Origin of the sequence: Pseudomonas sp. Marseille-Q5299, from assembly GCF_943737035.1 — a bacterium.
Classification (GTDB): domain Bacteria; phylum Pseudomonadota; class Gammaproteobacteria; order Pseudomonadales; family Pseudomonadaceae; genus Aquipseudomonas; species Aquipseudomonas putida_E.
Window position 1 is genome coordinate 479,033 of record NZ_CALSFR010000001.1, and the last position, 17,735, is coordinate 496,767.

The window sequence follows — 17,735 nt, forward strand, 5'->3', positions numbered from 1 at the left end:
CCGCTATCAATGACTTTTATGAATGAATTACCGCCACCTCACACCCTCCATGTCATTGCTGCTGGCTTTCGAGGCTGCCGCCCGGCATGAAAGCTACACCCGCGCGGCTGCCGAACTGTCCCTGACCCAGAGCGCGGTCAGCCGCCAGGTGCAGGCGCTGGAACAGCAACTCGGGCTGACCCTGTTCCGCCGCGAAGGCCGCCAGGTACAGCTCACCGACGTGGGCCGGCTGTACCAGCGCGAGCTCAGCGAAGCCTTGGGCCGCATCCGCAGCGCCACCTTGCAGGCCCTGGCTTACCAGTCCGGGGTCGGCACGCTGCGCCTGGCGACCTTGCCCACCTTCGGCTCCAAGTGGCTGCTGCCGCGCCTGCATGCCTTCTACAGCGCCCACCCGGGCATGCTGGTGCATATTCATTCGCGGATCGAAGCGATCAACTTCGACACCAGCGAGATCGATGCCGCCATCGGCGTGGCCAGCCATGACCTGCCGGGGCTGATCTGCCATCGGCTGCATGCCGAGGAACTGGTGGTGATCCTGCCACCGCAAGCCAACATCGACGGCCAGGGTTGGGACCCGGCACGTATCAGCGCCGAGGTGCTGCTCAACGTTGCCAACAATCCACATGCCTGGGGCGAGTGGTTTTCACACCATGGCCTGCCGCACCGGGCGATGCGCCTGGGGCCGAGTTTCGAGCTGACGTCACACCTGATCCAGGCGGTACGTGCAGGGATCGGCATCGGCTTGGTGCCGCGGATACTGGTGGACGAGGAGCTGGCCAAAGGCGAGCTGTTCAGCCCTGGTACGGCGTTCGCCAGCCAGCGCAGCTATTACCTGATCTATCCGCCAAGGAACGAAGCGTTGCCCTCGCTGCGGGCGTTTCGTGGCTGGTTGCTCGAGCAGATCTGAGTGCTTTCCTGCGTTCACAGACCCTGTCGCCGGCGAGGCGGCGCATAAAAAACCCGATGCCAGCCACCTGACATCGGGTTTCGTTCACCGCCCGCTGCGCTTACTTGGTAGCGGTGCCGGCTGCTGCGCCATTGCCCAGCTCACGACGCTTGGACTTGATGATGTAGAAGACGAACATCACCAGCACCCACACCGGAATGGCATACACCGAAACCTGGATGCCCGGGATTTGCAGCATGATGCCCAGGATCAGTACCACGAATGCCAGGCAGATGTAGTTGCCATAGGGGTACCACAGGGCCTTGAACAGCGGCTTCTGGCCGGTGCGGTCCAAGTGCTGGCGGAACTTCAGGTGCGAGTAACTGATCATGGCCCAGTTGATCACCAGGGTCGCCACGACCAGCGACATCAGCAGCTCCAGCGCATCATGCGGCATGAAGTAGTTGAGCAGCACGGCAATCAGGGTAACGGCTGCCGACACCAGGATCGAACGCACCGGCACGCCGCGCTTGTCGACCTTGGCCAGGGCTGCGGGGGCATCACCTTGCTCGGCCATGCCCAGCAGCATGCGGGCATTGCAGTAGGTACCACTGTTGTACACCGACAGTGCCGCCGTCAGGACCACGAAGTTCAACAGGTGGGCGGCCACATCGCTGCCCAGCAGCGAGAACACCTGAACGAACGGGCTGCTGCCGTAGCTGCCGCCAGAAGCATCGATGCTGGCGACCAGGCTGTCCCACGGGGTCAGCGAGAGCAGAACGACCAGCGCACCGATGTAGAAGATCAGGATGCGGTAGATGACCTGGTTGATGGCCTTGGGGATCACGGTTCTCGGCTTGTCGGCTTCGGCTGCAGTGAAGCCGAGCATTTCCAGGCCCCCGAAGGAGAACATGATGAACGCCAGCGCCATGACCAGGCCGCTGACACCATGCGGGAAGAAGCCCCCATGCGCCCACAGGTTGGTCACCGAAGCCTCGGGGCCGCCGCTGCCGCTGGTCAGTAGGTAGGCGCCCAGGCCGATCATGCCGACGATGGCCGCGACCTTGATGATGGCGAACCAGAACTCGGCTTCGCCGAACACCTTCACGTTCATGAGGTTGATGACGTTGATCAGCAGGAAGAAGCCCGCTGCCGTGACCCACGTCGGGATCTCCGGCCACCAGTAGTGAATGTACTTGCCGACCGCCGTCAGCTCCGACATGCCCACCAGGATGTACAGCACCCAGCAGTTCCAGCCCGACATGAAACCGGCAAAACCGCCCCAGTACTTATGGGCAAAGTGGCTGAACGAACCGGCCACCGGCTCTTCGACGATCATCTCGCCAAGCTGGCGCATGATCATGAAGGCGATGAAGCCGCAGATGGCGTAGCCCAGAATCATCGACGGGCCGGCGGATTTCATCACGCCTGCCGAGCCAAGGAACAGGCCGGTACCAATCGCGCCGCCAAGGGCGATCAACTGGATGTGGCGGTTCTTCAGGCCCCGCTTGAGCTCGCCTGAATGCATGTTGTGTTCACTCATGAACGAAGTCACCTGCATTGTTTTTATCTGTGACGGAATCGGACCCACCGCGCTCGTGGCGCAGCGGAATGGGCAAGGTGGTTACCTTGGTTTCTTGAACACAGTCGCCGCCGCAGCGGATCAGCCAGGTGTGAGCAAGAGTGCGCGGTACGCAAGAGGGTCACAGGTAAAACGCGGCGCACTGTATACCCCTGCAAGCGCGCAGGCGTCAACGCGTTGCGTCGTTTCCTCGGAAAAAACGCAGCGATCCTGTGGTAGGAAGCCCTGAAAGGCGGAGTGATCGGCGTACATGGCGCCTCCATTTGTTGTTCTATAGGCCCAGCTCTTCGGACGGGCTTTTGCACACGGCAATGGTCGCTATATCAGCGTGGGACGGGGGGTTGAGCAATAGGGCTGGCGGCGCAGGCGGGGCTCTTGAGCTGCGGGAGCGGCAAGATCTGTTTACAGAGAAGGTGCCCAGCAAGAGAAACCGGGGCAATTCGTACAGTTTTCTTTACAAGGCGGTTTGAAAACTTGCCAGTCGTCCGAAAAATTCTTTTTCTTCAATATCTTGGCGCGCGGTGAGGCCCACACATACTGCAGACGAAAAAAAGCCAGCCCGAAGGCTAGTGCCTGCCAGTCAGCGTTATTGGGGCTGCTACGCAGCCCATCGCCGGCAAGCCAGCTCCTACAGGAACCGCGCAGTTCTTGGTTTGCGCTGTAACCTGTGTGGCTTGCCGGCGATGGGCCGCACAGCGGCCCCAAATCGCTTAACTGACTGGCATTAGCCCGAAAGCTGGCGCTTTGATCACGGCCTGAGCCGATCAGCCACGCGGTTTGCCGCGACCACGCCCTGCCGGCTTGTCACCGTCGGGCTTGGCCGGGCGCTTGCGCATCTCGCTTGGACGCTCAGCCACCGCACTGCCGCGGCTGCCTTTGCGTGGCGCCTCTTCACGCGGCTGGCGAGCCGGACGCTCGGCAGCTGCGGCTTCCTGCGCCGGGCGCAGGCTGCGCACACGCTCGCTGCGCCCCATGGGCCGGGTCGACTTGCGCTGCAGGCGCTCCATCTTGTCCTTGGCCTTGAGGTTCATGGCAGGCAGCGCCACCGGCTGCAGGCCCACTTCAGCGGCCAGGATGTCGATTTCGCCCTGGGTCATTTCACGCCAGCGGCCCATCGGCAGATCGGAGTTGAGGAACACCGGGCCAAAACGCACGCGCTTGAGGCGGCTGACCACCATGCCCTGGGATTCCCACAGGCGGCGCACCTCACGGTTGCGGCCTTCCATCACCACGCAGTGGTACCAGTGGTTGAAACCTTCACCACCCGGGGCCTTCTGGATGTCGGTGAACTTGGCCGGGCCGTCTTCAAGCATCACGCCCGCCTTCAGGCGTTCGATCATCTCGTCGTCGACCTCGCCACGCACACGCACCGCGTATTCGCGGTCCATCTCGTAGGACGGGTGCATCAGGCGGTTGGCCAGTTCACCGTCGGTGGTGAACAGCAGCAGACCGGTGGTGTTGATGTCGAGTCGGCCAATGTTGATCCAGCGGCCTTCCTTCGGCCGCGGCAGGCGGTCGAACACGGTCGGGCGGCCTTCCGGGTCGTCACGGGTGCAGATCTCACCATCGGGCTTGTTGTACATGATCACCCGGCGCGTGGCCTCAGCGGCCTCTTCGCGCTTGATCAGCTTGCCGTCGACAGCGATGGCATCGTGAAGGTCGACGCGCTGGCCGAGGGTGGCCGCGACGCCATTGACCTTGATGCGGCCCTGGCTGATCCAGGCTTCGACGTCACGGCGCGAACCCACGCCGATGCGCGCCAGCACTTTCTGCAGCTTTTCGCCGGCTGGCGGGGTGATTTCGGTATTTTGCAGGTCTTGCTCACTCATCTGGGCACCTCCCGGTGTAGGAATGAAAACAGAGGTTCTGGCGACGAACGCGCCAAAAGGTCGCGCATCATACGCGGTTCCAAAGGGGAACGCACTGGAGCTTAGAGGGTTTTCAGGGGGTGGAGTGGTTTTCTGCCCAGTGGTTTTGTAATGAAAGGGCCGGCCTCATCGCCGGCCAGCCTGCACCCACCACGCCGCGCAGCACCTGTAATCCCGGCGCCCAAGCCTCAGGGCTGCACCTTGTTTTGATCCTCAACCGCGACCTCAGGCTCTGGCGCATCTTCCTCTGGCAAATCATCGAAATCGGTCTTGAGCCCCTCCTCCATCGCATCCAGTTCCACCAGCAGGCTACGGAAGCTCGTTTCCTCCTTAGGTTCGGCGACCGCCTCCTCGTCGGCCAGGCTGGCATCGGCCAACGCCTGCAAATGCGCCGGCACCGGTGCATCATCTGGGTCTAGCAACGGCTCCGGCTCCATTTCGCGCAGCTCGGCCAAGGCCGGCAACTCGTCCAGGCTCTTGAGGTTGAAATGATCGAGAAACGCCTTGGTGGTGGCGAACATCGCCGGCCGCCCAGGGACCTCGCGGTGGCCAACGACCCTAATCCACTCACGCTCCATCAGGGTCTTGATGATGTTGCTGTTGACCGCAACACCCCGCACGTCCTCGATCTCGCCACGGGTGATGGGCTGGCGGTAAGCGATCAAGGCCATGGTTTCGAGCAGCGCACGGGAATAGCGCTGCGGGCGTTCTTCCCACAGGCGGCCCACCCACGGCGCGAAATTGTCGCGAATCTGCAGGCGATAGCCGCTGGCCACTTCCTTGAGCTCGAAGGCCCGACCACTGCAGGATTTGCCGAGCACGTCCAAGGCTTTCTTGAATACCTTCGGCTCAGGGCGCTCGGCCTCCTCGAACAGCTCGTACAGCCGTTCAAGAGATTGCGGTTTGCCTGAGGCAAGCAGAAACGCCTCGATCAGCGACGCCAGGTCGCGGGGTTCATTCAGATTCATCAGGTTCTTCGACAGACTCGGCGCGCACCCGGACATGGATCGCGGCGAAAGGCTCATTCTGCACCAGTTCGATCAGCGATTCCTTCACCAGCTCGAGAATTGCCATGAAGGTGACCACCACACCCAGCTTGCCTTCCTCAGCCGTGAACAGCTCCACGAAAGGCACGAAGCCGCCACCCTTCAGCCGTTCGAGCACTTCGCTCATGCGCTCGCGGGTAGACAGCGTCTCACGGGTGATCTGGTGGCTTTCGAACAGGTCGTTGCGGCGCATGACCTCCGCCATCGAAACCAGCAACTCTTCCAGGCTGACCTGGGGCAACAGCTTGCGCACCTTGGCCTGGGGCGCCTCAAGGCGCGGCACCACGACGTCACGGCCAACCCGCGGCAGTTCGTCGATGCCTTCGGCCGCGGCCTTGAAACGCTCGTACTCCTGCAGGCGGCGGATCAGCTCGGCACGCGGGTCGCCTTCCTCCTCCTCGACCTCGGCGGAACGTGGCAGCAACATGCGCGACTTTATCTCGGCGAGCATTGCTGCCATCACCAGGTATTCGGCGGCCAACTCCAGGCGCACGCTTTTCATCAACTCGACGTACCCCATGTACTGGCGGGTAATCTCCGCCACGGGGATGTCAAGAATGTCGATGTTCTGCTTGCGGATCAGATAAAGCAGCAGGTCGAGCGGGCCTTCGAAGGCCTCGAGGATGACCTCCAGCGCGTCCGGTGGAATGTAAAGGTCCACCGGCATCTCGGTCAGGGCTTCGCCGTAAACCAGGGCCAACTGCAATTGTTGAGGCAGTTCGGCTTCGATGGCCGCAGCCTCGGGTATCTCCATCTGGCTCACGCGTTGACCAGAAATGGCGTGGGGTCGCCGCAGCCTTCACGGATCAGTTCGGGCTCGTCGCCAGACAGGTCGATGATGGTCGAGGCCTTCAGGTCGCCGAAACCGCCGTCGATGACCAGGTCCACGTGATGCTCCAGGCGCTCGCGAATTTCATAGGGGTCGGTCATCGGCTCGGTATCACCGGGCAGGATCAGGCTCACGCTCATCAGCGGCTCACCCAGTTCTGCCAGCAGTGCCAGGGTGATGCCGTGGTCCGGAACCCGCAGGCCGATGGTGCGACGCTTCTCGTGCAACAACAGCCGCGGCACCTCGCGGGTGCCATTGAGGATGAACGTGTAGGGGCCGGGCACATGCGCCTTGAGAAGACGGAAAGTGCCGGTGTCGACCTTCGCGTACAGGCCCAACTGCGACATGTCGCAGCACATCAGGGTGAAATTGTGGGTCTTGTCCAAACCGCGCAGACGCCGAACCCGTTCGATCGCTGCCTTGTCACCGATCTGGCACCCCAGTGCGTAGGCCGAGTCGGTCGGATAGACGACCACACCGCCCTTACGGATGATTTCCACCGCCTGGCGAATCAGCCGCGGCTGGGGGTTCTCCGGATGAATCTGGAAAAATTGGCTCACGAAGTCTTCCTGTTCATATCGCCATAGGTTGTTCATGGCTGAATCGGCGCCACAGAGGTGGCAGATCCTCAGGCAATGGCCGGTAGGCACCGATCTCGCCCCAGGTGCCGGGGCCGTGGAAATCGCTGCCAGCGCTTGCCAGCAGGCCGAACTCACGAGTGAGGATGGACATCGTGCCCACCTGCTCGGCAGGCATCATCCCATTGACCACTTCAAGCGCCTGCCCACCTGCCTGAATATAGTCGGCAATCAGGCGCCTGCGCTTGCTGCGGGTCAGATCGTAGTGCATTGGATGGGCCAGGCTCACCCAGGCGTTGGACTGGCGCAATGTGGCAACGGTTTCCTCGAGCGTCGGCCAATGCAGCTTGACGTCACCCAGCTTGCCGGCCCCCAACCACTTGCGAAACGCTTCACCACGGTCTTTGACGTGGCCTGCGCGCACCAGGTGCTCGGCAAAATGCGGCCGTGCCGGTGCGTTACCGCTGTCGCCCAACTCCTGCTGCACGGCGCGGGCACCCTCGAGGGTACCTGGCATGCCCTTGGCCGCCAGCCGTTTGTCGATTTCCTCGGCGCGCAGCCAGCGGCCACGGTGCAGGGCTTCGATCGCTTCGAGCAGCGGCGGGGCTTCAAGCGGGAAGTCATACCCCAGCACATGGATGGTCGCGCCCCCCCACGTGCACGAAAGCTCCACCCCGCTGACCCAGCGCATGCCCCGTTCGACGCAGGCCTGGCGGGCCTCGGGCAGGCCTTCAAGGGTGTCATGGTCGGTCAGTGCCAACGTCTGCACCCCATGCTCCTGGGCCCGGGCGACCAGGACCGCGGGCGCCAGGGCGCCGTCGGAGGCCGTGCTGTGACAGTGCAGATCAACATTCATAGAGGAGCGCTACCGCTGGATTCGATGTTTGTTATTATGCCGCCACATCCCGATTCTGGCTGCCATTGTGAAACAATTCATCGATTTCATCCCGCTGCTACTGTTCTTCATCGTCTACAAGCTCGACCCCCGCCCCATGGAAGTGGCAGGGCACAGCTTCGAATTCGGCGGTATCTATAGCGCCACGGCGATGCTGATCATCAGCTCGCTGGTGGTGTATGGCGCGCTGTTCCTGCGCCAGCGCAGGCTGGAGAAAGGCCAATGGCTGACGCTGGTCGCCTGCCTGGTATTCGGCGGCCTGACCCTGACCTTCCATAGCGAGACCTTCCTCAAGTGGAAGGCGCCGGTGGTCAACTGGCTGTTCGCCCTGGGCTTTGCCGGCAGCCACTTCATCGGGGACCGGGTGCTGATCAAGCGCATCATGGGCCACGCCCTGACCCTGCCCGATGCCATCTGGACCCGACTCAACCTGGCCTGGATCGCATTTTTCCTGTTCTGTGGCGCGGCCAACCTGTTCGTCGCCTTCACCTTCCAGGAGTTCTGGGTCGACTTCAAAGTCTTCGGCAGCCTGGGCATGACCGTGATATTCCTGGTGGCGCAGGGCGTGTACCTGTCGCGCCACCTGCACGACACTCCGTCTACCTCCAAACCCAAGGATTGACATGCTTTACGCCATCATTGCCAGCGACGTCGCAAATTCCCTGGAAAAACGCCTGGCCGCACGCCCGGCGCACATCGAACGCCTCAAGCAGCTGCAAAGCGAAGGCCGGGTGGTACTGGCGGGCCCGCACCCGGCCATCGACAGCAACGACCCGGGTGAAGCCGGTTTCAGCGGCAGCCTGATCGTCGCCGAGTTCGATTCCCTCAGCGCTGCCCAGGCCTGGGCCGATGCCGACCCGTACATTGCAGCGGGCGTTTACGACCAGGTCATCGTCAAACCTTTCAAGCAAGTCTTGCCCTGATCGATAAATTGTCGGCGTCTGCGGTATCTTTGCCACTGGCGAGCGCGTCAGACGCCGTCGATTTGAATTGAGTGAGTCATGAGCGAGCTGTTACTGATTGATGATGACCAGGAACTCTGCGAGCTGCTCGGCAGCTGGCTGACCCAGGAAGGTTTTGCCGTCCGCGCCTGCCATGATGGCCAGAGCGCGCGCCGGGCGTTGGCCGAACATGCACCGGCAGCGGTAGTGCTCGACGTGATGCTGCCTGACGGTAGCGGCCTTGAGCTGCTCAAACAGCTGCGCAGCGACCATGCAGAGCTGCCGGTGCTGATGTTGTCGGCCCGCGGCGAGCCGCTGGACCGCATTCTCGGCCTGGAACTGGGCGCTGACGATTACCTGGCCAAGCCCTGCGACCCGCGTGAGCTGACCGCCCGCTTGCGCGCAGTGCTGCGCCGCAGCCACCCGACCGCTACCACTACACAGGTGGAGATCGGCGACCTGGCCTTCAGCCCCGTGCGCGGCGTGGTCAGCATCGATGGCCGCGAGATGACCCTTACCCTGTCTGAAAGCCGTATCCTCGAAGCTCTGCTGCGCCAGCCAGGCGAGCCGCTGGACAAGCAGGAGCTCGCGCAGATCGGCCTGGGCCGCAAGCTGACCCTTTACGATCGCAGCCTGGACATGCACGTCAGCAACCTGCGCAAGAAGGTCGGCCCGCACGCCGACGGCCGCCCGCGCATCGTCGCACTGCGTAGCCGCGGCTACTACTACAGCCTGTAGGCAGGGGCCGCTGCAAGCTTGCAGCTTGAAGCTCGCAGCGCTTTCTTTACCCAGCCTTTACCGTTCGCTGACTGCGCTTGACCTTGATCTCCCTAGACTGAGCTCATCCGGTAACCACCGGCCCATGACAGGAGAGACACCATGCGCAAGACCTTGATCGCCCTGATGTTCGCCGCTGCCTTGCCGACCGTGGCCATGGCCATGCCAGAAGGCGGCCCGCGTCACGACGGCCCGCATCATCGCGGTGACGCGCCTTTCGCCCAGCTGGACCTGAGCCGCGACCAGCGCCAGCAGATTGGCAAGCTGATGGGCGACCAGATGAAAAACCGCCGCGACATCACCGAACGCTACCTGGCCAAACTGCCGGCAGCGGACCAGAAGGCCATGAAGGACGAACTGAAGGCCAGCCACGACAAGACCGATAGCCAGGTCCGTGCCCTGCTCAAGCCAGAGCAGCAGAAGAAGTTCGACGAACTGCAAAAAGCGCGTGAAGCACGCAAGGCTGAATGGAAGGAATTCCAGGCCTGGAAAGCTGAAAAAGCCGACAAGGCCCAGTAAGCTGTCCCACCAATGCCCGGCCCGCCCACAAGCGCGCCGGGCTTTTCCCGTTTAGGAGGTGCTCTTGCGTTCTCTGTTCTGGCGCATCCTGGCCAGTTTCTGGCTGGCTATCACCCTGGTCGCAGGCCTGTCGATCCTACTGGGCCATATGCTCAACCAGGATGCCTGGATACTCAGCCGCCACCCCGGTCTCAGTACGCTCGCCAGCCGTTGGGTCAAGCACTATGAACACGAAGGCCTGGCGTCGGCTCAGCATTTTCTCGAACGACGCAAGCAGCGCTTCAAGATCGATGTACAGGTGCTCGACGACAGTGGCGAGGCCGTGGTACCCGGTACCTTCCCGCGCCGCGCCGCAGCCTTCGAGGCGCGCCAGCACAATGACGAGCGCCGCCTGCCCTGGCGTCGTCTGACCGAGGAATACACCAGCCCCGAAAGCGGTGAGACGTACCTGCTGATCTACCGTATTCCGCACCCGGAACTGGACGCCTGGCACCGCGAGAGCCTGCTCTGGCCCCTGAGCGCCCTGGGCATAGCACTGGTGGTGCTGACCCTGTTCAGCCTGCTGGTGACCCTGTCCATCACCCGCCCGCTGAGCCGCCTGCGCAGTGCGGTGCACGACCTTGGCCAGGCCAGCTACCAGCAAAACAGCCTGGCGCGCCTGGCTGCACGGCGTGATGAGTTCGGCGTGCTGGCCAAGGACTTCAACAAGATGGGTGCCCGCTTGCAGAGCCTGATCGGCAGCCAGCGCCAGTTGCTGCGCGACGTTTCCCACGAACTGCGCTCACCGCTGGCGCGTCTGCGCATCGCCCTGGCGCTTGCCGAACGGGCTGAAGCCGAGCAGCGCCAAGCCTTGTGGCCGCGTCTGACCCGCGAATGTGACCGGCTGGAAGACCTGATCAGCGAAATTCTGACGCTGGCCCGGGTCGATGCTGAGCAGTCTCACGCCGAAACGGTCGACCTCAACGCCCTGCTGGGCAGCGTGCGCAAGGACGCACAGCTCAGCGCACCAGAGCAGGACGTTCGGCTGGAGGCGCAACCGGGCTTGACGCTGCAAGGCTGGCCAACGCTGATCGAGCGTGCCGTTGACAACCTGCTGCGCAATGCCTTGCGTTTCAATCCGCAGGGGCAGCCGATCGAGGTGCGCGCCGGGCGTGAGCAGGGGCGCATCGTCGTGAGTGTGCGTGACCATGGGCCGGGGGTGTCGGCGGAGCACCTGGCGCAGCTGGGTGAGCCGTTCTTCCGTGCCCCCGGGCAGGAAGCACCCGGGCATGGCCTGGGGCTGGCGATTACGCGCAAGGCGGCGGAGCGCCATGGCGGGAGTCTGGTACTGGAGAACCACCCACAGGGTGGATTTGTCGCCCGGCTGGATTTGCCGCTGGAAGTGGAGATTGGCAGTTGAATCCGAGAGGGCTGCGCTGCAGCCCAATCGCCGGCAAGCCGGCTCCCACAGGTACCTCGCTGCTCTCCAGCTCAGCGCAAACCCAGTGGGCCGGCTTGGCGGCGATTGGGCCGCACAGTGGCCCCTGGCGTCATTCGCCCCAGGCGCTGACGAACTCGGCGGTTTGCAGAACCGGTGCAGTACGCGGCTCGGCCATCGGCGTACCGACATACAGGTAACCGATCAACTCTTCGTTCTCGCCCAGCCCCAAGCCCTTGTGCACATGGGCATCGAAGGCCATGTCGCCGGTACGCCACACTGCACCGATACCTTGGGCATGTGCGGCTATCAGGATGCCATGCGCCGCACAGCCTGCCGCCAGGCGCTGCTCCGACATCGGCACCTTGTAGTGGTCCTGCAGCCTGGCGATCACCACGATCAGCAGCGGCGCACGCAACGGCATGGCGCGGGCCTTGTCCAGCGCAGCCTGGGTAGCATCGCCCTTGTTCTGCACCGCTTCGGCAAACAGCTCGCCGAGCTTCTCGCGGCCCTGGCCTTCGATGGTCAGAAAGCGCCATGGCCGCAGCTGGCCGTGATCGGGCGCGCGCAGCGCAGCCTGGAACAGCGCCTCGCGCTGAGCGGCATTTGGCGCAGGTTCAGTGAGGCGTGGCACGGATACACGGTTGAGCAATGCGTCGAGAGCCTCCATCGGCTACCCTCCTGGCAGTTGAATGTGCGGCCATTCTCAAGCTGCAAGCGCCAAGCTGCAAGCTGCAAGCAGAAGCCGCCCGGTGCACACGGCCATTTCTTCCAGCTTCTAGCTTGCAGCTTGCAGCTGCCAGACCCACAGGTAGAATGGCGCCCTTCCGTTCAGAGTCAGAGCAGATCACATGGCGTTGCCGACCTTAAGGATCATTGGTTTCATCATCGGCATCTTCCTGATCACCCTGGCGGTCAGCATGGTCGTCCCCATGGCGACGCTGGTGGTCTTCGAACGTACCGGCGACATGCCGTCGTTCCTCTGGTCAAGCCTGATCACCTTCGTGGCAGGCTTGCTCCTGATCATCCAGGGCCGCCCGGAGCATGTGCACCTGCGCCCGCGCGACATGTACCTGCTGACTGTCAGCAGCTGGCTGGTGGTAGGCGTGTTCGCCGCCCTGCCCTTCCTGCTGACCCAACACATCAGCTACACCGACGCCTTCTTCGAAAGCATGTCCGGCATCACTGCCACTGGTGCCACCGTGCTCAGCGGGCTGGACACCATGTCGCCGGGCATCCTGATGTGGCGCTCGATGCTGCACTGGCTCGGCGGTATCGGCTTCATCGCCATGGCGGTGGCGATCCTGCCGCTGCTGCGCATCGGTGGCATGCGCCTGTTCCAGACCGAATCGTCCGACCGTTCGGAGAAGGTCATGCCGCGCTCGCACATGGTCGCCAAGTCGATCGTCGGGGTGTACGTCTGCTTCTCGGTGCTGGGCGCCCTGGCCTTCTGGTGGGCCGGCATGAAGCCGTTCGACGCCATCAACCACGCCATGTCAGCCATTTCCACCGGGGGGTTCTCGACCTCGGACCAGTCCCTCGCCAAATGGGACATCCCTGCCGTGCACTGGGTCGCGGTAGTTGTGATGATTCTTGGCAGCCTGCCATTCGCCTTGTACGTAGCCACCCTGCGAGGCAACCGCAAGGCGCTGATTCGCGACCAGCAGGTCCAGGGGCTGCTTGGCTTGCTGGTGGTCACCTGGCTGGTACTGGGCACCTGGTACTGGGCCACCACCAACCTGCACTGGCTCGATGCCTTGCGTCACGTGGCGTTCAACGTGACCTCGGTGATCACCACCACCGGTTTCGCGCTGGGCGACTACAGCCTGTGGGGCAATTTTTCGCTGATGCTGTTCTTCTACCTGGGCTTCGTCGGTGGCTGCTCTGGTTCGACCGCCGGCGGTATCAAGATCTTCCGCTTCCAGGTGGCCTACATCCTGCTCAAGGCCAGCCTCAACCAGTTGATTCACCCGCGCGCGGTGATCAAACAGAAATATAACGGCCATCGCCTGGACGAAGAGATCGTGCGTTCGATCCTGACCTTCTCGTTCTTCTTCGCGATCACCATCTGCGTCATGGCGTTGCTACTGTCGCTGCTGGGCGTGGACTGGATGACCGCACTGACCGGCGCCGCCGCAACCGTTTCGGGCGTTGGCCCGGGCCTGGGTGATGTGATCGGCCCGGCAGGCAACTACGCCATGCTGCCGGACGCGGCCAAGTGGATTCTTGCCGGCGGCATGCTGCTCGGCCGCCTGGAGATCATCACGGTGCTGGTGCTGTGCATGCCGGCGTTCTGGCGTCACTGACCACTTCGGGGTCCGCGCCCAGACGGGCGCGATACTCGCTGGGGGTGACGTCGAACCAGCGGCGGAAGGCCCGGTAGAAGTTGCTCGGGTCAGCGAACCCCAACAGGTAGGCGGTTTCCAGCAAGGTCATGCCGGGCTGGGCGAGGTACTGCTCTGCCAGCTCGCGACGGGTGTCGTCCAGCAATGCCTGGAAGCTGGTGCCCTCTTCCTGCAAGCGGCGCTGCAGGGTGCGCTGGGACAGGTGCAGCGCCTGGGCCAGGGTTTCCCGCTTGGGTTCGCCCTGAGGCAGGATGCGGCAAAGCACCTGGCGCACCCGGTGGGTCACCCGGCTTTCAGAGAAGCGTGCCAGATATTCCCCGGCAAACCGGTCGTGCAGAATGGCCATGGCCTCATTGGCGGTCGGTAGCGCAGCTTCCATGTCGGCGCGCTCGAACACCAGCGCGTCGTGCGGCGCACCGAACACCAGCGGGGAATGGAAAGCCACCTTGTAGGGCTCGACGTTCTTGGGTTGAGGCCCCTGGATCAGCACCCGCCGCGGCTGGATGGGCCGCCCGCTGAGCCACTTGCACAGCGCCAGCGCACAGGCCAGCGAAGCCTCTGCACTGTGCCGCGTCGGTGGCAGGTGATCACCGTGTACGGTGAGGATCAGCGAATACCCCTCAGGCCCCAGGCGGAAGCTCAGGTCGGAGCTTTCGGCGATGATGCGCTGGTAGCGCACCAGGCGCTCGAAACCTTCGGCCAGGGTGCGGCTGGACATCAAGGCGTAGCCCACCACATGGAACGAAGCCGGCCTGACCACCCGCGCCATGTTCAGGCCGATCGCTTCATTGCCCGACAGTTCTACAGCCAGTTGCCAAAGGCGGGTCATGGAATCCTGAGGGAACCGCGCATCGGGGTCGTCGAGGGCAGCGAAATCCAGGCCGAGTTGCTCGAACATGGCCGGGCAGTCGAGCCCTTCCAGCTCGAGCGCCTTCACAATCCCTGATGCCCAGCTGGCTGACGTGGTTCTCTCACTCATGACAGGCTTCTTATCCTGACCGCTTCATGCGGTTAACCTCAAGGATACTCATTTGGCGCCTATTGTCACTGGTAGGCTCCGCCAATGACTCTAGACTCGATTCAGGCTCCACGCCGTGTATCCTGTCAAAAAGTGTCAATCCTGGAGCACTGCTCATGAACAGCACAGCGCAGTTTCGCAGTTTTGCCGAGTTCTACCCCTATTACCTGGGGGAGCACAGCAACCCCACCTGCCGGCGCCTGCACTTTGTCGGTACCAGCCTGGTGATCGCCCTGCTGGCGTACACCATCGGCAGCGGCAAATGGCTGCTGCTACTGGCAGTGCCGCTGTTCGGCTATGGGTTTGCCTGGGTCGGGCACTTCTTTTTCGAGAAAAACCGGCCGGCAACCTTCAAGCATCCGCTGTACAGCCTGATTGGCGATTTCGCCATGTTCCGCGACATTCTGCTGGGCAGGATCAGCCTCTAGTTTCTCGGGCGCCTGTCACGCAGGTTCGCGCAACCCCGCAACGCCCTCTGCCTGCCGTAGCTGTGCGTCGGCCAGCCGGTACAGCTCGATACTGCCATCCCAATGCTCGATCAGCGCAGTGCAGGATTCCACCCAATCGCCACAATTGAGGTAATCCACATCCCCGACCTTGCGGATTTCGGCATGGTGGATATGCCCGCACACCACCCCGTGAAAGCCGCGACGGGTGCACTCATGGGCAATGGCATCCTCGAAATCGCTGATGAAGTTCACCGCGCCTTTGACCTTGTGCTTGAGGTAGGCCGAAAGCGACCAATAACCATAACCGTAGCGGGCCCGCCAGTGGTTGAGCCAGCGGTTGAGGACCAGCGTGAATTCGTAGGCACGGTCACCGAGAAAAGCCAGCCAGCGGTGATAACGGGTAATCACATCGAACTGGTCACCATGGATCACTAACAGCCGACGACCATCAGCGGTGAGATGCTCGGCCTCGTCCACCAACTGGATGTTGCCCAGGACCAGCCTGGAGTAGCGCCGCAGGAACTCATCATGGTTGCCCGTCACGTAGATCACCTCGGTGCCACGTTTGCTCATGGTCAACAAACGGCGGATCACGTTGGTGTGGGCCTGCGGCCAGTAGATACCGCCGCGCAGCTTCCAGCCATCGATGATGTCACCGACCAGATAGATACGGTCGGCCTGGTAGCCCTTGAGAAAGCGCGACAGGTGTTCGGCCTGACAGTCGCGGGTGCCCAGATGCACGTCAGATATCCACAGGGTGCGTACGCGCTGCTTGCGTGACGGGCGAGAGAGTTCGGCATGGGTCATGGGCGGGCTCCGGCGCTGTTTGCTGGAGACTCGCATCCGCACATGACAGGCTGGTGGCAGCGATGTGATCGGTGCTGGCCAGCCAGGAATACGGCACAATGGCGCTCTGCCCTGCGAGGACCCACCATGACCGCCGGCCCGATTCTTTCCCTTCGCCACTACCGCGACGACGTGATCGCCCACAGCCACGACCACCCACAGTTGGTGTTCGGCCTGCGTGGCCGGCTGGACTTCGAGGTGCAAGGGCATGGGGCACGGATCGACCGTCAAGGCCTGATCGTTGTGCCGGCCGGCGCCCATCACACCTGTGGCAGCGATGCCGGCAGCCACTGCCTGGTCCTCGATGTACCGAGCGATGATTGGCTGGACGAGCAACTCGGCGAGCATGCCAACGCCAGCCGGCGCCTGCTGGACCGCTCTGCCGCGCTGGGCCTGGACCCTCGCCAGCAGCAACTGGTGGACTGGCTGGCGGCAAGCCCGGTGGACGATCCGCTGATCTCCCGCCAAGGGGCAGGCCTCTTCGGGTAAACGCACAAAAAGTCCGCGACTGAACAAACGCATTTCAAAGGACCACCATGAACCACCGTACAGCCCTGGGCGCCCTGCACATCGGCGCACTGTTCTTCGGCCTGACCGGCGTGTTTGGCAAACTGGCCGCCAGCGCCAGCCCGGCCATCATCGTCTTCGGCCGTGCCGCCTTCGCCGTGCTCGCCCTTGCGCTGTTCGCCAGCCTCGCCGGCCCAGGCTGGCAGCGCCTGCGCAGCCAGGACGTACAGCGCCTCTTGCTGGGTGGTGTGCTGCTGGCCGGCCACTGGGTCAGCTTCTTCATCGCCGTCAAAGTCGGTGGCGTGGCTATCGCCACCCTCGGCTTCGCCAGTTTCCCGGCGTTTACCGTGATGCTCGAAGGGGTGCTGTTCCGTGAACGCATCCGCCGCAACGAAGCACTGCTGGTATTGCTGGTGAGCATCGGCCTGGTTCTGGTGACGCCGTCTTTCGACCTGGCCAGCGAAGCCACGGGCGGACTGCTGTGGGCGCTGCTTTCCGGCTTGCTGTTCTCGCTGCTGTCGCTGACCAACCGGGCAGGCTCGGGGCGCTTGCCCGCCGTACAGGCAGCGCTGTGGCAAAACCTCGTGGTCGGCCTGTGCCTGTTGCCGTTCGCCGTGCATGGCCTGGGCGCGGTGAAGCCGATGGACTGGCTGTGGATCGCCCTGCTAGGGGTTTTCTGCACGGGCGTCGCCCACAGCCTGTTCGTCGCCAGCCTGGCAGTGATCAAGGCACGCACTGCCGCGGTGGTTTTCGGCATGGAACCGGTCTACGGCATCGCTGTTGCCTGGATGGTGTTCGCCGAAACACCAACCCTGCGCATGCTGCTGGGCGGTGCACTGATCATCTTCGCCATTGTGCTTTCCAGCCGCCTTGGCGCCGAGCAGCCGCCCAAGCCACGCACCGTGGCCGAGGGCGCCTGATCAGCGATCGTTGTGCCCAAGGTCGCGCTGCGGGTCGATCTGGTCACGCACGCGCTGCTTGAGCACCTTGGCCTCTGGGAAACCACCGTCAGCCTTGCGTTCCCAGATCTGCACGCCATTGCAGGTGATGCGGAAGGTGCCGCCGGTAGCGGGCTCCAGCGCCACCCGGGCCAGGTCGTCGGCGAAGGTGCTGAGCAGTTCCTGGGCCAGCCAGGCGGCGCGCAGCAGCCATTGGCACTGCGTGCAATATGTGATGACGATTTCCGGCTTGTTGTCGGCCATGGTGCGCTTTCTCCAGGTAGGGGCCGCTTA

19 protein-coding genes and 1 pseudogene are annotated in these 17,735 nt (G+C 63.1%); 10 read left to right on the plus strand and 10 right to left on the minus strand.

All coding sequences use genetic code 11. The features are described 5' to 3' along the window. Window positions 1-22 precede the first annotated feature (22 nt). The gene (locus NGJ21_RS02090) at window positions 23-907 is read left to right on the plus strand and encodes a LysR substrate-binding domain-containing protein (protein ID WP_046785402.1); all 885 of its coding nucleotides are present in this window, start codon (window positions 23-25) and stop codon (window positions 905-907) included. A gap of 100 nt (window positions 908-1,007) precedes the next feature. Here NGJ21_RS02090 and NGJ21_RS02095 read toward each other — a convergent pair whose 3' ends face one another. The 6 genes from NGJ21_RS02095 to NGJ21_RS02120 form a co-directional block, all read right to left on the minus strand. Further along, window positions 1,008-2,429: an amino acid permease gene (locus tag NGJ21_RS02095; protein ID WP_161871241.1), complete on the minus strand. Its 1,422-nt coding sequence runs from the start codon at window positions 2,427-2,429 to the stop codon at window positions 1,008-1,010. Between the two features lie 803 nt (window positions 2,430-3,232). Beyond that, entirely contained in the window at window positions 3,233-4,297 is a 1,065-nt protein-coding gene (rluB, locus tag NGJ21_RS02100; protein WP_046785403.1) for a 23S rRNA pseudouridine(2605) synthase RluB, read from the minus strand. 227 nt (window positions 4,298-4,524) lie between these two features. Then, entirely contained in the window at window positions 4,525-5,304 is a 780-nt protein-coding gene (scpB, locus tag NGJ21_RS02105; protein WP_119687585.1) for an SMC-Scp complex subunit ScpB, read from the minus strand. After that, on the minus strand, window positions 5,291-6,145 hold the full coding sequence (locus NGJ21_RS02110; protein WP_487763492.1) for a segregation and condensation protein A: 855 nt from the start codon (window positions 6,143-6,145) through the stop codon (window positions 5,291-5,293). Before NGJ21_RS02110 ends, scpB begins: the two co-directional genes overlap by 14 nt. Further along, the gene (locus tag NGJ21_RS02115) at window positions 6,142-6,771 is read right to left on the minus strand and encodes an L-threonylcarbamoyladenylate synthase (RefSeq protein ID WP_039604644.1); all 630 of its coding nucleotides are present in this window, start codon (window positions 6,769-6,771) and stop codon (window positions 6,142-6,144) included. The genes NGJ21_RS02110 and NGJ21_RS02115 overlap by 4 nt, the downstream gene beginning before the upstream one ends. A gap of 13 nt (window positions 6,772-6,784) precedes the next feature. Beyond that, on the minus strand, window positions 6,785-7,645 hold the full coding sequence (locus NGJ21_RS02120) for a PHP domain-containing protein (RefSeq protein WP_115274149.1): 861 nt from the start codon (window positions 7,643-7,645) through the stop codon (window positions 6,785-6,787). A gap of 67 nt (window positions 7,646-7,712) precedes the next feature. Here NGJ21_RS02120 and NGJ21_RS02125 point away from each other — a divergent pair, with 67 nt between their 5' ends. From NGJ21_RS02125 to NGJ21_RS02145, 5 genes are all read left to right on the plus strand, one after another. Further along, the gene (locus tag NGJ21_RS02125) at window positions 7,713-8,306 is read left to right on the plus strand and encodes a septation protein A (protein ID WP_046785407.1); all 594 of its coding nucleotides are present in this window, start codon (window positions 7,713-7,715) and stop codon (window positions 8,304-8,306) included. 1 nt (window position 8,307) lies between these two features. Beyond that, entirely contained in the window at window positions 8,308-8,607 is a 300-nt protein-coding gene (locus tag NGJ21_RS02130; protein WP_039604111.1) for a YciI family protein, read from the plus strand. A gap of 78 nt (window positions 8,608-8,685) precedes the next feature. Beyond that, window positions 8,686-9,363, plus strand: coding sequence for a response regulator transcription factor (locus NGJ21_RS02135; RefSeq protein ID WP_046785408.1), 678 nt, complete (start codon window positions 8,686-8,688; stop codon window positions 9,361-9,363). A gap of 141 nt (window positions 9,364-9,504) precedes the next feature. Continuing rightward, a complete protein-coding gene (locus NGJ21_RS02140; RefSeq protein WP_115274148.1) occupies window positions 9,505-9,921 on the plus strand; it encodes a Spy/CpxP family protein refolding chaperone in 417 nt (138 codons plus the stop codon). A 58-nt stretch (window positions 9,922-9,979) separates the two neighbouring features. After that, window positions 9,980-11,320, plus strand: a complete 1,341-nt coding sequence (locus tag NGJ21_RS02145; RefSeq protein ID WP_115274147.1) for a sensor histidine kinase — start codon at window positions 9,980-9,982, stop codon at window positions 11,318-11,320. Between the two features lie 130 nt (window positions 11,321-11,450). Here NGJ21_RS02145 and NGJ21_RS02150 read toward each other — a convergent pair whose 3' ends face one another. After that, window positions 11,451-12,008 (minus strand): NAD(P)H nitroreductase, encoded by a 558-nt coding sequence (locus NGJ21_RS02150; protein WP_046785411.1) that lies wholly within the window; start codon window positions 12,006-12,008, stop codon window positions 11,451-11,453. Window positions 12,009-12,189: 181 nt separating this feature from the next. Between NGJ21_RS02150 and NGJ21_RS02155 the strand changes: the two genes are divergently transcribed. Beyond that, complete coding sequence (locus NGJ21_RS02155) at window positions 12,190-13,644, plus strand: TrkH family potassium uptake protein (RefSeq protein ID WP_115274146.1); 1,455 nt, start codon at window positions 12,190-12,192, stop codon at window positions 13,642-13,644. Here NGJ21_RS02155 and NGJ21_RS02160 read toward each other — a convergent pair. Continuing rightward, on the minus strand, window positions 13,601-14,662 hold the full coding sequence (locus tag NGJ21_RS02160) for an AraC family transcriptional regulator (protein ID WP_012315624.1): 1,062 nt from the start codon (window positions 14,660-14,662) through the stop codon (window positions 13,601-13,603). The genes NGJ21_RS02155 and NGJ21_RS02160 overlap by 44 nt on opposite strands. Window positions 14,663-14,817: 155 nt before the next feature. Between NGJ21_RS02160 and NGJ21_RS02165 the strand changes: the two genes are divergently transcribed. After that, window positions 14,818-15,129, plus strand: coding sequence for an Mpo1-like protein (locus NGJ21_RS02165; RefSeq protein ID WP_008091834.1), 312 nt, complete (start codon window positions 14,818-14,820; stop codon window positions 15,127-15,129). Between the two features lie 15 nt (window positions 15,130-15,144). On the opposite strand, the gene NGJ21_RS02170 is transcribed toward NGJ21_RS02165, so the two are convergent. After that, window positions 15,145-15,957 carry a UDP-2,3-diacylglucosamine diphosphatase gene (locus NGJ21_RS02170; protein WP_046785412.1) on the minus strand — a complete coding sequence of 271 codons (813 nt, stop codon included), beginning with the start codon at window positions 15,955-15,957 and terminating at the stop codon, window positions 15,145-15,147. Window positions 15,958-16,083: 126 nt separating this feature from the next. Here NGJ21_RS02170 and NGJ21_RS02175 point away from each other — a divergent pair. After that, window positions 16,084-16,476 (plus strand): annotated as a pseudogene (locus tag NGJ21_RS02175) (cupin domain-containing protein); the annotation flags it as partial. 56 nt (window positions 16,477-16,532) lie between these two features. Continuing rightward, on the plus strand, window positions 16,533-17,423 hold the full coding sequence (locus NGJ21_RS02180; RefSeq protein ID WP_115274145.1) for a DMT family transporter: 891 nt from the start codon (window positions 16,533-16,535) through the stop codon (window positions 17,421-17,423). Here NGJ21_RS02180 and NGJ21_RS02185 read toward each other — a convergent pair whose 3' ends face one another. Further along, entirely contained in the window at window positions 17,424-17,705 is a 282-nt protein-coding gene (locus tag NGJ21_RS02185) for an Rdx family protein (RefSeq protein WP_125924520.1), read from the minus strand. Window positions 17,706-17,735 lie beyond the last annotated feature (30 nt).

Bases quoted from the DNA above. Each gene is read 5' to 3' on its own strand.
- NGJ21_RS02090 (WP_046785402.1), top strand. From the start codon at position 23: ATGAATTACCGCCACCTCACACCCTCCATGTCATTGCTGCTGGCTTTC.
- NGJ21_RS02095 (WP_161871241.1), bottom strand. From the start codon at position 2,429: ATGAGTGAACACAACATGCATTCAGGCGAGCTCAAGCGGGGCCTGAAG.
- rluB (WP_046785403.1), bottom strand. From the start codon at position 4,297: ATGAGTGAGCAAGACCTGCAAAATACCGAAATCACCCCGCCAGCCGGC.
- scpB (WP_119687585.1), bottom strand. From the start codon at position 5,304: ATGAATCTGAATGAACCCCGCGACCTGGCGTCGCTGATCGAGGCGTTT.
- NGJ21_RS02120 (WP_115274149.1), bottom strand. From the start codon at position 7,645: ATGAATGTTGATCTGCACTGTCACAGCACGGCCTCCGACGGCGCCCTG.
- NGJ21_RS02130 (WP_039604111.1), top strand. From the start codon at position 8,308: ATGCTTTACGCCATCATTGCCAGCGACGTCGCAAATTCCCTGGAAAAA.
- NGJ21_RS02135 (WP_046785408.1), top strand. From the start codon at position 8,686: ATGAGCGAGCTGTTACTGATTGATGATGACCAGGAACTCTGCGAGCTG.
- NGJ21_RS02140 (WP_115274148.1), top strand. From the start codon at position 9,505: ATGCGCAAGACCTTGATCGCCCTGATGTTCGCCGCTGCCTTGCCGACC.
- NGJ21_RS02150 (WP_046785411.1), bottom strand. From the start codon at position 12,008: ATGGAGGCTCTCGACGCATTGCTCAACCGTGTATCCGTGCCACGCCTC.
- NGJ21_RS02155 (WP_115274146.1), top strand. From the start codon at position 12,190: ATGGCGTTGCCGACCTTAAGGATCATTGGTTTCATCATCGGCATCTTC.
- NGJ21_RS02160 (WP_012315624.1), bottom strand. From the start codon at position 14,662: ATGAGTGAGAGAACCACGTCAGCCAGCTGGGCATCAGGGATTGTGAAG.
- NGJ21_RS02165 (WP_008091834.1), top strand. From the start codon at position 14,818: ATGAACAGCACAGCGCAGTTTCGCAGTTTTGCCGAGTTCTACCCCTAT.
- NGJ21_RS02170 (WP_046785412.1), bottom strand. From the start codon at position 15,957: ATGACCCATGCCGAACTCTCTCGCCCGTCACGCAAGCAGCGCGTACGC.
- NGJ21_RS02180 (WP_115274145.1), top strand. From the start codon at position 16,533: ATGAACCACCGTACAGCCCTGGGCGCCCTGCACATCGGCGCACTGTTC.
- NGJ21_RS02185 (WP_125924520.1), bottom strand. From the start codon at position 17,705: ATGGCCGACAACAAGCCGGAAATCGTCATCACATATTGCACGCAGTGC.